The sequence below is a fragment of the Streptomyces sp. ME19-01-6 genome, from assembly GCF_033793745.1.
Taxonomy (GTDB): Bacteria; Actinomycetota; Actinomycetes; order Streptomycetales; family Streptomycetaceae; genus Streptomyces.
The window spans coordinates 49,397-62,814 of sequence record NZ_JARAXF010000021.1; the positions used below are offsets into that span (position 1 = coordinate 49,397).

At 71.4% G+C, this 13,418-nt stretch carries 11 protein-coding genes and 1 tRNA gene; 5 read left to right on the forward strand and 7 right to left on the reverse strand.

Going from position 1 to position 13,418, the window contains the following annotated elements; all coding sequences use genetic code 11:
- The first annotated feature begins 4 nt into the window (after positions 1 to 4).
- Positions 5 to 1,330, forward strand: a complete 1,326-nt coding sequence (locus tag PV419_RS35355) for a cyclopropane-fatty-acyl-phospholipid synthase family protein (RefSeq protein WP_319696150.1) — start codon at positions 5 to 7, stop codon at positions 1,328 to 1,330.
- An 88-nt stretch (positions 1,331 to 1,418) separates the two neighbouring features.
- Here PV419_RS35355 and PV419_RS35360 read toward each other — a convergent pair whose 3' ends face one another.
- Both PV419_RS35360 and PV419_RS35365 read right to left on the reverse strand, forming a co-directional pair.
- The gene (locus PV419_RS35360) at positions 1,419 to 3,962 is read right to left on the reverse strand and encodes an ABC transporter permease (protein WP_319695954.1); all 2,544 of its coding nucleotides are present in this window, start codon (positions 3,960 to 3,962) and stop codon (positions 1,419 to 1,421) included.
- Between the two features lie 55 nt (positions 3,963 to 4,017).
- Positions 4,018 to 4,797, reverse strand: coding sequence for an ABC transporter ATP-binding protein (locus PV419_RS35365; RefSeq protein ID WP_319695957.1), 780 nt, complete (start codon positions 4,795 to 4,797; stop codon positions 4,018 to 4,020).
- 397 nt (positions 4,798 to 5,194) lie between these two features.
- Between PV419_RS35365 and PV419_RS35370 the strand changes: the two genes are divergently transcribed.
- Together PV419_RS35370 and PV419_RS35375 are read left to right on the forward strand one after the other, a co-directional pair.
- A tRNA-Leu gene (locus PV419_RS35370) sits at positions 5,195 to 5,277 on the forward strand.
- Positions 5,278 to 5,463: 186 nt separating this feature from the next.
- On the forward strand, positions 5,464 to 6,360 hold the full coding sequence (locus PV419_RS35375) for a Bax inhibitor-1/YccA family protein (protein WP_319695958.1): 897 nt from the start codon (positions 5,464 to 5,466) through the stop codon (positions 6,358 to 6,360).
- A 119-nt stretch (positions 6,361 to 6,479) separates the two neighbouring features.
- Here PV419_RS35375 and PV419_RS35380 read toward each other — a convergent pair whose 3' ends face one another.
- The gene (locus tag PV419_RS35380; protein WP_319695960.1) at positions 6,480 to 6,710 is read right to left on the reverse strand and encodes a DUF4287 domain-containing protein; all 231 of its coding nucleotides are present in this window, start codon (positions 6,708 to 6,710) and stop codon (positions 6,480 to 6,482) included.
- Between the two features lie 123 nt (positions 6,711 to 6,833).
- Here PV419_RS35380 and PV419_RS35385 point away from each other — a divergent pair, with 123 nt between their 5' ends.
- On the forward strand, positions 6,834 to 7,211 hold the full coding sequence (locus tag PV419_RS35385) for a hypothetical protein (protein ID WP_415925444.1): 378 nt from the start codon (positions 6,834 to 6,836) through the stop codon (positions 7,209 to 7,211).
- Positions 7,212 to 7,335: 124 nt separating this feature from the next.
- Here PV419_RS35385 and PV419_RS35390 read toward each other — a convergent pair whose 3' ends face one another.
- From PV419_RS35390 to PV419_RS35400, 3 genes are all read right to left on the reverse strand, one after another.
- Positions 7,336 to 8,337 (reverse strand): hypothetical protein, encoded by a 1,002-nt coding sequence (locus PV419_RS35390; protein ID WP_319695962.1) that lies wholly within the window; start codon positions 8,335 to 8,337, stop codon positions 7,336 to 7,338.
- Between the two features lie 305 nt (positions 8,338 to 8,642).
- Positions 8,643 to 9,863, reverse strand: a complete 1,221-nt coding sequence (locus PV419_RS35395; RefSeq protein WP_319695964.1) for an acetyl-CoA C-acetyltransferase — start codon at positions 9,861 to 9,863, stop codon at positions 8,643 to 8,645.
- Between the two features lie 122 nt (positions 9,864 to 9,985).
- On the reverse strand, positions 9,986 to 11,020 hold the full coding sequence (locus PV419_RS35400) for an SGNH/GDSL hydrolase family protein (protein ID WP_319695966.1): 1,035 nt from the start codon (positions 11,018 to 11,020) through the stop codon (positions 9,986 to 9,988).
- Positions 11,021 to 11,237: 217 nt separating this feature from the next.
- Between PV419_RS35400 and PV419_RS35405 the strand changes: the two genes are divergently transcribed.
- Entirely contained in the window at positions 11,238 to 12,638 is a 1,401-nt protein-coding gene (locus tag PV419_RS35405) for a cystathionine beta-synthase (protein ID WP_319695968.1), read from the forward strand.
- Between the two features lie 306 nt (positions 12,639 to 12,944).
- Here the strand turns inward: PV419_RS35405 and PV419_RS35410 are convergent, their stop codons facing one another.
- Positions 12,945 to 13,406, reverse strand: coding sequence for a hypothetical protein (locus PV419_RS35410; protein ID WP_319695970.1), 462 nt, complete (start codon positions 13,404 to 13,406; stop codon positions 12,945 to 12,947).
- Between the last annotated feature and the right edge of the window lie 12 nt (positions 13,407 to 13,418).

A 13,418-nucleotide genomic window follows, 5' to 3' on the forward strand; every position in this document is an offset into this window, starting at 1 on the left:
TGATATGCCCGACGCCGCCCAGCGGCTCGCCGCACTGGCCGAGGAGGTGCTGGGAGCCCCGCTCCCCATCCGGATCCGCGCCTGGGACCACAGCGAGACGGGCCCCCCGCACACCCCCGTCCTGGTCCTACGGCACCGCAGGGCCCTGCGCAGGCTCCTGTGGAAACCGGGCGAGCTGGGCCTGGCCCGCGCCTGGGTGGCCGGTGACCTCGACATCGAGGGTGATCTCTACGAGGGACTGGACCTGCTGGCCGGCCTGCTGTGGGAGCGCGGTGGCGGCGCCCAGCGGCGGTCGAGGGCCGCCGCCGCCCTCAAAGCGCTGCGCGACCCCGCGCTGCGCTCCGCCGTCCGCACGCTGGCCGGCCTCGCCGGGCCCGGGCTGCCGCCGCCACCGCCCCGCGAGGAGGCGCGCCGCGCGCGGCGCGGGCCGCTGCACACGCTGCGCCGCGACAAGGAGGCCATCAGCCACCACTACGACGTCGGCAACGACTTCTACGAGCTGGTGCTCGGCCCCTCCATGGTCTACTCGTGCGCCTACTGGGAGAGCACCGCGACCGACGGCGCCACGCTCGAGGACGCCCAGGGCGCCAAGCTCGACCTCGTCTGCCGCAAGCTGGCGCTCCAACCCGGCCAGCGGCTGCTGGACGTGGGCTGCGGCTGGGGCTCGATGGTGCTGCACGCGGCGCGCGAGTACGGCGTACGGGCGGTCGGGATCACGCTCTCGCAGGAGCAGGCGGCCTACGCCCGCAAGCGGGTCGCCGACGCCGGGCTCACCGACAAGGTCGAGATCCGGGTCCAGGACTACCGCGAGGTCACCGACGGCCCCTACGACGCGATCTCCTCGATCGGCATGGCCGAGCACGTCGGCTCCGCGCGCTACGCCGAGTACGCCGCCGACCTCCACGCCCTGCTGAAGCCCGGCGGCCGGCTGCTGAACCACCAGATCGCGCGGCGCCCCGAGCCCGACGAGGAGGCGTACCACGTCGACGAGTTCATCGACCGCTACGTCTTCCCCGACGGCGAACTCGCCCCGATCGGGCGGACCGTCACCCAACTGGAAGAGGCGGGCTTCGAGGTGCGCGACGTGGAGGCGATCCGCGAGCACTACGCCCTCACGCTGCGCCGCTGGGTCGCCAATCTGGAGGCCCACTGGAAGCAGGTCGTACGGCTCACCTCGCCGGGCCGGGCCCGGGTGTGGCGGCTGTACATGGCGGCCTCGGCGCTGTCCTTCGAGCGCAACCGGATCGGGGTGAACCAGGTCCTGGCGGTCCGTACGCCGGACGACGGGGCGTCCGGCATGCCGCTGCGCGCCCGCGACTGGCGGGGCTGAAGCGCCCTGACAACGCTGACAACGCCCTGGAACCCCGAGCGCCGGACGGGATCGGCCCGTCCGGCGCTCGGGGGTGCGGGGCGCGCCGCTACTCCGCCTTGATGGCCGCCAGCATGTTGAGCTTGGCCGCCCGCCGGGCCGGCCACAGCGCGGCCAGGATGCCGACGAACGCCGCCAGCACCAGGAAGACGGTCATCCGGCCCCACGGCAGGACCAGTTCGTAGGTGGGCAGCCCGTTCGAGATCAGCTCACCGGCCGCCCAGCCGAAGAACACGCCGAGGCCGATGCCGAGCACCCCGCCGTAGAGCGAGATCACCAGCGACTCCAGGCGCACCATGCGCTTGATGCCGCGCCGGTCCAGACCGATGGCCCGCAACATGCCGATTTCCTGGGACCGTTCGAAGACCGACATCGCGAGGGTGTTGATGACGCCCAGCACCGCGACGATGACGGCCATGGCCAGCAGACCGTAGAGCATGTTCAGCATCAGGGTGAAGAACTGCGCGATGCCGTTGGAGATGTCCTGCTTGTCCTGGACCTGGATCGCGGGGTTGTCGCCGAGCGCCTTCTCGATGGCGTTCTTGGTGGCGTCGGAGGCCCCGTCCTTGGTCTTCAGCATGACCTGCATATCGGTCACGGTGCGCATATGCGGGGTGAGGGTGGCGTTGTCCAGCATGATGCCGCGGATCATCTGGTTGCCCTCGTAGACGCCCACGACGTTCAGCCGGCCCTTGCGGCCGTCCTCGTAGGTGACCGTGAAGGCCGAGCCGCGCTTCCAGCCGAAGTGGTCCGCGGTGTTGTCGTCGACCACGACCTTGTCGCCGCCGAGCCCGGCGAAGGAGCCTTCCGTGAAGTCGACGCCGACCAGGCTCTGGACGGTCTTGCCGTTGACGCCCGTCAGGTACTCGCTGTCGCCGTTGATCCGGGACGCGGAGTTGCGCAGCGGGCTGAGGGCGGTCACCTGGTCGAGCTTGCCCAGGGTCCGCTCCACGTCGGGCGACAGCGGGCGGACGCCGTCGAAGCCGCCCAGGCTGACCACGTAGTCCGACTTCAGGGCGCCGGTGGCCAGGTTGTCGATGCCCTTCTGCACGCTGCCCGCGATCACGGTCATGCCGGTGATCAGCGTCAGCCCCACCATCAGCGCGGAGGCCGTGGCGGCGGTACGGCGCGGATTGCGCACCGCGTTCTGCCGGGCGAGCTTGCCGGAGACCCCGAAGGCCCGCAGCACCGGGGAGGCGGCCGCGATGAGCGGCCGGGACAGCAGCGGGGTCAGCACGAACACCCCGATCACCAGGACGGCCGCGCCCAGCCCCATGGGGAGCTTGCCGTCGCTGCCCATGCCGCTGCCGGCCAGCACACCCGCCGCGCCCGCCCCGGCGAGGACGGCGCCGATGGTGTTCCGAACCACCAGGCCGCGGGTGGTCGGCGCGGCGTGCACGCTGTTCATCGCGGCGACCGGCGGGATCTTCGCGGCGCGGCGGCCCGGCAGCCAGGCGGCGAGCACCGTCACCACGACGCCGACCAGCAGCGAGACCGCGATGGCGGTCGGGGAGACGACCAGCGGGCCGTCGGGGACGGTGGCCCCGGTGGAGTTCAGCAGCGAGCGCAGCCCGACGCCGATGCCGATGCCGGCCACCAGCCCGGTGACGGCCGCGATCGCGCCCACGGCGGTGGCCTCGATCAGCACCGAGCGCGTCACCTGGCGGCGGGACGCGCCGACCGCGCGCATCAGGGCCAGTTCGCGGGTGCGCTGGGCGACCAGCATGGTGAAGGTGTTCGCGATGATGAAGATGCCGACGAAGAGCGAGATCCCGGCGAAGACCAGCATGGCGGTCTGCATGCCGCTCATCTGCTGCTTGATCAGGGCGGCCTGGTCGTCGGCGAGCTGCTGACCGGTGGTGGCCTCGGTCTCCTTGGGCAGGATCTTGTCGACGCCGGCCTTCAGAGTGGCCTGCGAGGTGCCCGCGGCGGCCTTCAGGTCGATCTCGTCGAACTCACCCGGCTTGGCGAACAGCCGCTGCGCGGTGGGGGTGTCGAACAGCACCAGGCTGCCGCCCGCGGCGACATTGCCGTCGTCGGTGGTGAAGACGCCGACGACCTTCTCCTGGCGCACCGGGCCGTCCACGGACAGCCGGACCGAGTCGCCCACCTTGTAGTGGCCGCGGTCGGCGGTCTTGGAGTCGAGCGCGACCTCGCCCGCCGACTTGGGCGCGCGGCCATCGGTCAGCGTGTAGCGGGGGTCCTTGCCGCCCGTGCCCGGGTAGTAGTTGGCACCGGAGTTGGCGAAGCCGTTGCCGAGCAGGTCGCCCTTCTTGTCGGCGACGGCGGTGTAGCCGGAGACGGCGCCGGTGGCCGAGGCCGCGCCGGGCACCTGGCCGGCCTGGTCGAGCAGGCGCTGGGTCAGCCGCGGCGCGGCGCCGGGCTTTCCGGAGTCGTCATCGGACTTGTCCGGCTTTATGGCGACATCGACGCCCGCGAAGCCCTTTTCGGAGCTCTTCTGGTAGGCGCTGGAGATGGTGTCGGTGAAGACCAGGGTGCCGGAGACGAAGGCCACGCCGAGCAGAACGGCGAGCACGGTCATCATCAGCCGGGCCTTGTGCGCGAGGACGTTGCGCAAGGCGGTACGGAGCATGGTCAGTCCAAGTGAGGGGGCGGGCTTTGCGGAGCGTCAAGTGCCGGTGTTCGGCTCAGCTGGTACGGCCCTTGGCGTCGAACCGCTTCATCCGGTCCAGGACCGCCTCGGCGGTCGGGTCGCGCAGCTCGTCGACGATCCGGCCGTCGGCGAGGAAAACCACCCGATCGGCGTAAGCGGCGGCGACCGGGTCATGGGTGACCATGACCACCGTCTGGCCCAGTTCACGCACCGAGTTGCGCAGGAAGCCGAGGACCTCGGCGCCGGAGCGGGAGTCCAGGTTGCCGGTCGGCTCGTCGGCGAAGATGATGTCGGGCTTGCCGGCCAGCGCGCGGGCCACCGCGACGCGCTGCTGCTGGCCGCCGGAGAGCTGGGCGGGGCGGTGCTTGAGCCGATCGGACAGGCCCACGGTGTCCACCACCTGGTCCAGCCACGCCTGGTCCGCCTTGCGGCCCGCGATGTCCATCGGCAGCGTGATGTTCTCCAGCGCGTTGAGCGTGGGCAGCAGGTTGAACGCCTGGAAGATAAACCCGATCTTGTCGCGGCGCAGTTGGGTGAGCTTCTTGTCCTTGAGTGAGGTCAGCTCGACATCGCCGATGCGGGCCGAGCCGCCGGAGACCGTGTCCAGGCCCGCCATGCAGTGCATGAGGGTCGACTTGCCGGAGCCCGAGGGGCCCATGATGGCGGTGAACTCGGCCTGCCGGAATTCGACGGAGACGCCGTCGAGGGCGACGACCTGAGTCTCGCCCTGCCCGTAGACCTTGGTGAGGTCCGTGGCGCGCGCCGCGGCGGTGGCGCGGGCGGCGGCCTGGACGCCGGAAGGGGTCGTGGTCACGGTGGGGGCTCCTGTCGTGCGGTCGGGGACTTCAAGACGTTCCTCCCATGGTCCTCGACAGCGGGAGGGCCGGTATCAGTCCGCGCTCCGGTTTCCGTAGGGGACTCAGGACGTATGCCCCGGCCCCGGGTCCTCCTTGGGGAGGAGAGGGGCCCCCGTCCGGGGGCGTCGAGATTGCGTCAATCCCCGCCATGGGGGTGGTGCGGCATATGGGCAGGTCCGATGGGCGCGGGTGTGTGAGGTTGCCCTGACCCGATGCTGATGCACCCTCAGTTGCCAATAAAATAAGACAACCTCGGTTCGTCGATCCGCTGTTCGGGGGCGTGCCCCCGGATAGGCTCGTGGTTGCTCTCCTATGGGGAGGGACGTACGCGCTCGTACGGCCCAGGGAGCCGCTGCCCGGATGGTGGAATGCAGACACGGCGAGCTTAAACCTCGCTGCCCTTCGCGGGCGTACCGGTTCAAGTCCGGTTCCGGGCACACCCAGACCTTGTGGCCGCACGCTGCGTGCGCACCCGGTCGCCCAACGTCTATCGCGCGGGGCCCGCATGGGCCTCGCGCCGCTCGCGCGCGCGTGAAAAGATCCTCCTTGGGCACTAGGGTGCTTTCTTTGCTAGCCCATTACTCTGGAGTCAAGGTCGCGCAGGGCGGCCATGGAGGAGTGAGATGAGGAGCAGCAACCCGGTCTTCTCGCGACGGGGGTTCAGCCGCGACGGCGGCTACGCGGGCTTCGGCGCGGCACCGCAGGCCGGGGGCCCCGCAGCAGCCCAGGGCAACCCGTACGCCGGTGGTAATCCGTACGCGCAGACGCAAGCCCCGACCAACCCTTACGCGGTCGGTGACCAGCACAACCTGACGCCCGACCAGCTGCAGCAGATGTACGGCGCGCCGCCGGCGGGCCCGCTGCAGACCGGCCGTATGACGATGGACGACGTCGTCATGCGCACCGGCATGACGCTCGGCACCGTCATCCTCGCCGCGGCAGCCGCCTGGATCATGGAGCTGCCCGTCGGGGTCGGCATCGGTGCCGCGCTCGTGGCGATGGTGCTCGGCCTGGTCCAGTCGTTCAAGCGCAAGGCATCGCCCGCGCTGATCATGAGCTACGCCCTCTTCGAGGGCGTTTTCCTCGGCGTCATCAGCCAGGTGTACAACGAGCGCTGGTCCGGCATCCCGATGCAGGCCGTGCTCGGCACGATGGCCGTCTTCGTCGGTGTGCTCGCCGCGTACAAGACCCGGCTCATCCGGGTGAACGCGCGATTCCAGCGCTTTGTGGTGGGCGCGGCCATCGGCTTCCTCCTGCTGATGTCGGTCAACCTGCTGTTCGCCGCCTTCGGCGGCGGTGACGGCCTCGGCTTCCGCAGCGGCGGCATGGGCATCCTGTTCGGCATCATCGGCGTGGTGCTCGGCGCCGCGTTCCTGGCGATGGACTTCAAGCAGGTCGAGGACGGCGTCCGCTACGGCGCTCCGCGCGAGGAGTCCTGGCTGGCCGCGTTCGGTCTGACCCTGTCCCTGGTGTGGATCTACCTGGAGCTGCTCCGGCTGATCTCCATCTTCCGGGACTAGATCCTCGGGGGCCGGGTCTTCTCGGACCGGGCCCTCTGGTGATCACGAAGGGCCCGTGAGGCAGTCGCCTCACGGGCCCTTCGCCATGTTCCGTTGTGTCGGGGGAGGGGGAGGGGAGGTCAGAGCAGCTTGCGCGCGGCCCGCCTCAGGTCGTGCTCATGGATGATCGCCTTGGCATGGCCGTACGCGAGCTGGTGTTCGCCGCGCAGCCAGCTGACCTTCTCCTCGAAACGGAAGAGAGCGGGTCCTTCGTCTACGGTTCGCAACCAGTCGGCGACTTCACGGCCGGTGCATTGGGGGATTCGGGAGAGCAGGTTGCGGTGGGTTTCTTCGGAGAAGATTTGGGACATCGGCGCCTCCGACGCGTCCGTTTTCCGGGCCGCTCTTCAGGGCCCGGGTGTGGTCCTTCAGCTCACCGTGCCTGACTGTTCGGCCGTTGGCAACAGTCTGTGGGTGGCGCATAGGCTCGCGATGTGAATGACGTGACCCCCCTGCTGACCGTCGTCGACCGGCTCGCGAACCGCCTGCGTGCCCTTCCGCAGCCCCGTTTGCGCAGGGGCACGGCGGCCGAAGCGCTGGCGCTGGCAAGGGAATTGTCGGTGCGGGCCCAGCGGATCGAGGAGCCCGGGAGCAGCCCGAGGATCATGCCGGACGCGGGGATGTTCGCGGTCGCGGACCAGGTGGCGGTGGCCGGTCATGATTTGGCGCACGCGCTGGAGCGTGCGCCGGAGGGCGCCGGGGGAGGCGGCGGGCGAAGCAGCGCTGAGGGAAGCGGCGCCGGGAAGGCCGGGGACGCGCTGGCGGACGCGGTGGCGCTCGTGGAGGCCACGGCCAAGCGCTGCGGCCTCTGAGCGCGCTGCGGGCTCCTGGGCGGCAGGGGCCGGATGGGGCGGGGGTCTGAGGCGGCTGTGAGGGGGCTTGTGGGCCCGTCGGGGCCCGGGGGCGGCCGAGGGGCCGGAGGCCGGGCCAGGAGGGCTACAGCGAGGCGATGACGCGGTCGGCGAGGACGTACACCTGCTCGTCCCCGCAGCCGAAGGTCAGCGCGTAGGCGCCGAGGACACCCGAGCTGCCCAGCAGCACCGGGACGGGGCCTTCGAGCAGCGCGTCCGCGAGCCGCTCCGCCGTCTCGCGGTGGCCGGGGGTCATGCAGACCGTGGTGCCGTCGGCGAAGACGTACACATCGAGGGTGCCCAGCGGGCCGGGGCGCACGTCCGCGAGGGGGGTGCGGGCGTCGGCCAGCGTGGTGAGCCGGGCGACGGTCCGGTCGTGGTCGGCGACGGCGGGGTGCGGTGCGAAGTCGGGGTGCGAGGGGTGGCGCCGGCGCGCGGCCGCCAGCTCGGCCGACTCGACGGCCTCGGCAGCCGGCTCCGCGTCCAGCCGCTCCGGGTCCCGTCGCTCCGTGTCGAGCCGCTCCGTGTTGAGCCGCTCTGTGCCCAGGCCCAGCTCCACCTCGACCTCCGTCCCGGACTCCGGCTGCCGGTCCGGCTCTCCGGCGGGGTCGAGGGCGTCGGGGCCGAGCGCGTCCAGATCCAGCAGTGGCTCCACGCCGCCCGGGTCGGCCTGTCGGGGCACGTACGGGATGAGGTCCGGCTGGGGCTCCTCGCCCAGCCCCGCCAGCCTGCCCAGCAGCGGATGCGCGTCGGCCGCCGCCGCGGTGTCCCGAGCCTCCTGCGCGGCCCAGAACGCCCGCGCCTCGGCCAGCTCGCGCTCCCGCTCCTCGGCGAGCGCGTCGGCGACGGCGGCGCGTATCTCGGCGACGGGGGCGGCGGTACGGGGCGCGGGGACCGAGACGGCGTCCGGCTCGCCCGCCCGGTCCGCCCCACCGTCCCGGCCGGCGCTGGGAGTGGCCGCCGCCGCGAGCTCGGCGCGCAGCTCGGCGATCTGCCGCCGGACGCCGCGGGCGGTGAGCAGGGCGGAGGCGCCCACGGCCGTGGCGGTGGCCGCGGCCAGCAGGGCGGCAAGGGTCATGGGGCTCACTGACGTAACTCCCGGTTCCTGTAGATCCCCCGAATTCCTACCTCAGCTTGGCCCGCGGTGCCGCCCCGTGTCAGTGCATAACATCACCAAGTGGACGGAAATAGGGGTCGGGAGGTGCGGAGGGCGCCCCTGGCACTGCCGCTGAGCTGGGCTTACACCGCTCCCCCAGGACATTGGTCACATCCTGGGGGAGATTCGGTCACGACTCATGCGTTCAGATCATGTGGCCGGCTCGGAGCGGCTCGGCTCCGCTTGGCTCCGTTCAGCTCAGCCGCACGTGCTTTTGTCGCTCAGCTCAGCTCAGCTCAGCTCAGCCGCTCCAGCACCATGGCCATGCCCTGGCCGCCGCCCACGCACATGGTCTCCAGTCCGAACTGCTTGTCGTGGAACTGCAGCGAATTGATCAGCGTGCCGGTGATCCGGGCGCCCGTCATCCCGAAGGGGTGGCCCACCGCGATCGCGCCGCCGTTCACATTGAGCCGGTCCAGGTCGACGCCCAGGTCGCGGTAGGACGGGATGACCTGCGCGGCGAAGGCCTCGTTGATCTCGACCAGGTCGATGTCGCCGATCGTCATCCCGGCGCGGGCGAGCGCCTGCTTGGACGCCTCCACCGGCCCGTAGCCCATGATCTCCGGCGAGAGCGCCGAGACGCCGGTGGACACGATCCGCGCCAGCGGCGTCACGCCCAGCTCGCGCGCTTTGGTGTCCGACATGATCACCAGCGCCGCGGCACCGTCGTTGAGCGGGCAGCAGTTGCCCGCGGTGATCAGCCCGTCGGGGCGGAAGACCGGCTTGAGGCCGCGCACGCCCTCCAGCGTGGTCCCCGCGCGCGGCCCGTCGTCCTTGCTGACGACCGTGCCGTCCGGGGTGGTCACGGGGGTGATCTCGCGCTCCCAGAAGCCGTTCTTGATGGCCTCCTCGGCGAGGTTCTGGGACCGTACGCCGAACTCGTCCATGTCCTCGCGGGTGATTCCCTTGAGCCGGGCCAGGTTCTCGGCGGTCTGGCCCATCGCGATGTACGCGTCGGGGATCAGACCCTCCTCGCGCGGGTCGTGCCAGTCCGTGCCCTCCTGCTCGGCGCGCGCGGCGGTGCGGGCCTCGGCTTCCGCGAAGAGCGGGTTGTGGGTGTCCGGCAGCCCGTCCGAGCTGCCCTTCACCGAGCGGGAGACCATCTCGACGCCCGCCGAGACGAAGACGTCGCCCTCGCCCGCCTTGATCGCGTGCAGCGCCATCCGGGAGGTCTGGAGGGAGGAGGAACAGTAGCGGGTGATGGTGCAGCCAGGGAGGTGGTCCATGCCCATCTGCACGGCCACGATCCGGCCCAGGTTGTGCCCCTGCTCGCCGCCCGGCAGACCGCAGCCGAGCATGAGGTCGTCGATGTGGCGCGGGTCCAGCTCGGGGACCTTGGCGAGCGCCGCCTGGACGATCTCGGCGGTCAGGTCGTCCGGCCGCAGCTCCTTGAGTGAGCCCTTGAAGGCCCGGCCGATGGGGGAGCGGGCGGCAGAGACGATCACGGCTTCGGGCATCACGGCTCCAGGGGGCGCGAGGGCTGGCGGGACTCCGAGGGAAGTTACCCGCACGTATGGCAGGGGTCACGGCATCAGGGCTGTGATGCGGACCTCTTTTTGCCAAGCGTACGCTCAGCGCCTTATCGGGTCCCTGGGGGCGGGCCGGTGGAGGAAGGGGCTTCCGCCGCGTCCGGCGCCGCGGACGCCCGCTCACCCGACGTGCGGCCGTCGCGGCGCAGCAGCCGGGCCCAGGGGCCGCGGGCCGCGGTGACCTCGGTGCCGCCCTCGGCCGCCGCCTCGGCCGCGGCCTTGGCCACCGGCAGGATGCCCATGTCGCGGGTCTCCTCGGGCTCCTCGGGCCACAGGCCGAGCGCCCCGCACAGCGTCGGCAGCACGGCCATCGCGGCCGTGGCATACCCCTCCGCCGAGGGGTGGTAGTTGTCCGGCCCGAACAGCTCCCGCGGGTTGGCCGCGAACTCGGGCCCGAGCAGATCGCCGAGCGAGACCGTACGGCCGCCCTGCTCGACCACCCCGATGGTCTGCGCGGCGGCCAGCTGGCGGCTGAGACGGCGGGCGATCCAGCGCAGCGGCTGGTAGACGGGTTCGATGGTGCCGAGGTCGGGGCAGGTGCCCACCACCACCTCGCAGCCTCCCTCGCGCAACTGGCGCACCGCCTCCGACAGCAGCCGTACGGACTGGGCGGGCGGCATGCGGTGGGTGACGTCATTGGCGCCGATCATGATCACGCAGACGTCCGGTCGGGCCGTCGGGTCCTCGAGCACCAGCGCCACCTGGCGCTCCAGGTCATCGGACTGGGCGCCGGACTGGGCCACATTGTGCAGGTCGACGGGTCGCTCGGCGACCGCCGCGAGCCCGGAGGCCAGCAGTGCGCCCGGGGTCTGGCTGGGCCGGTGCACCCCCTGCCCGGCGGCGGTGGAGTCACCGAGAAAGGCCAGCCGCAGCGGTGCCTGGCCGGTGCTGAGGGCGACATCGAAACCGTATCGGCCGTCGGCGCGCGGAGGCGGGTCCTCGGACCCGCCGACCACCCGCTTCGCGTGGGAGACCTCGGTGAGCAGCAGAACGGCGGCCACGCCGCCCAGCAGCCCGATACCGCCGCCTCCGTACGCCGCCGCGGCGGCGATCCGCCGCGCGACCCTCGCTCTCGACATAGACATGGGTCCAGCCCACCTCCGTCCACGCGCCTCGTTGCTCCTTTGTACCCTTTTTTGTACGACTTGCTAACCACTTGCCGCCCGGCTTGTTGCCACGTTCGCGCCGGGACTCTGCGCACCGGTCAAGCGGTCACGGCGCGCAATAAGCTGGGCAGCACGGGCCCGCGACGGCGGCCGCCCTGACCGCGGAGATCCCGCTGACTTCGGACCTGGAGCAGGTGTGCAGTACTACGATTCGATGATTGAGCTGGTCGGCAACACCCCGCTGGTAAAGCTCAACAGCGTCACCGAGGGCATCCGGGCGACCGTCCTGGCCAAGGTCGAATACTTCAACCCCGGTGGCTCGGTGAAGGACCGCATCGCCGTGCGGATGATCGAGGCCGCCGAGCGCTCCGGGGCGCTGCGGCCGGGCGGCACGATCGTCGAGCCGACCTCCGGCAACACCGGCGTCGGCCTGGCGATGGTCGCCCAGCGCAAGGGCTACAAGTGCATCTTCGTCTGCCCCGACAAGGTGTCCACCGACAAGATCAACGTGCTGCGGGCGTACGGCGCCGAGGTCGTGGTCTGCCCGACGGCCGTGGACCCCGAGCACCCCGACTCGTACTACAACGTCTCGGACCGCCTGGTGCGCGAGACCCCGGGCGCCTGGAAGCCGGACCAGTACAGCAACCCCGACAACCCGCGCTCCCACTACGAGAGCACCGGCCCCGAGCTGTGGGAGCAGACGGAGGGGAAGATCACCCACTTCGTGGCGGGCGTCGGCACCGGCGGCACCATCAGCGGCACCGGCCGCTACCTCAAGGAGGTCAGCGAGGACCGGGTCCAGGTCATCGGCGCCGACCCCGAGGGCTCGGTGTACTCCGGCGGCACCGGCCGCCCCTATCTGATCGAGGGCGTCGGTGAGGACTTCTGGCCGACGGCCTACGACTCGACCGTCGCCAACCGGATCGTCGCGGTCTCCGACAAGGACGCATTCCAGATGACCCGGCGGCTCGCCCGCGAGGAGGGGCTGCTGGTCGGCGGCTCCTGCGGGATGGCCGTGGTCGCGGCGCTGCGGGTCGCCGAGGAGCTCGGCCCCGACGATGTGGTGGTCGTGCTGCTCCCGGACAGCGGCCGCGGCTATCTCTCCAAGATTTTCAACGACGAGTGGATGGCGGACTACGGCTTCCTGGAGGAGGAGGGCCCGGCGGTGCGCGTCGGCGACGTGCTCCAGGGCAAGGAGGGCGGGCTGCCCTCGCTCGTCCATATGCACCCGGACGAGACGGTCGGTCAGGCCATCGAGGTGCTGCGGGAGTACGGCGTCTCGCAGATGCCCATCGTCAAGCCGGGCGCCGGGCACCCGGATGTGATGGCCGCCGAGGTCATCGGCTCGGTGGTGGAACGCGAGCTGCTGGACGCGCTGTTCGCGCAGCGCGCCGCGCTGAGCGACCCGCTGGAGAAGCACATGAGCCCGCCGCTGCCGCACGTCGGCTCGGGCGAGCCGGTCGAGGACCTGATGGTGGTGCTGGGCGGGGCGGACGCGGCCATCGTGCTGGTGGAGGGGAAGCCGAGCGGCGTGGTGAGCCGGCAGGACCTGCTGGCCTACCTCGCCAAGGGCGCCCCGGGCACCTCCCAGCGCTAGCCGCACCCGGGCTTGCCGCTTCGGGCGCAACTCCCGCTGCGGAAAACGTCGTACGCCCTTCCGGTAAGTGGTACGTGGGTGTCACGCGCCCGCAGCACAGGCTTAACACAGCTCCGGCAGATTAGTGGGTGTCGGAAAGGACGACACCGACACCCGAAGTGCGGCGACACGGACCTCCGGAGCGGCTCCCGGACCTCCATGGTCGCCCGGACGTGGCAGCCCGGCCCTGACCCGGCCCGCGTCCTTCGCGGGGACCGCCGTCGTCCCGCCCTCGGTGCTCACACCGGGGTGCGGCGGTTCCCGCGCTTATGCCCCGTCCCACTCGCTGTGTGACTTCTCGCGGCGGCGGCGCAGCCACGAGAAGGCGCCGGACGCGTGCACCGCGTTGACCCCGACGATGCCGGCCCAGGTGACCACCAGCCCGGACAGCCCGGCGTTCACCACGGCGATCGCGGAGAGCGGGATGGCCAGCACCAGCGAGACCGTGACGAAGGCCAAGCGCGCGCCGACCCCCGCCCCGAGCCCGAGTCCGAGCCCGGCGCCCTGCCCGGGCCGGCCCGCCGCGTCGGGACGCGCGCCGCGCGCGGCGGCCATCTGCTGCTCGGCCAGCTGCCGCCGCACCTGGCGGTCCGCGGTGTCGTTGACGCGCTGCTCGACCTTCTCCATGAAGGAGTCGACCAACTCCGTCTCGTACTCCGCCCCCAGCTCCTTGCGCGTCTGGAGGGTCGCGTCGAGTTCGCGCTTCAGATCGGCGTCCCGGCTGTCCATGCTCCGAAGGTA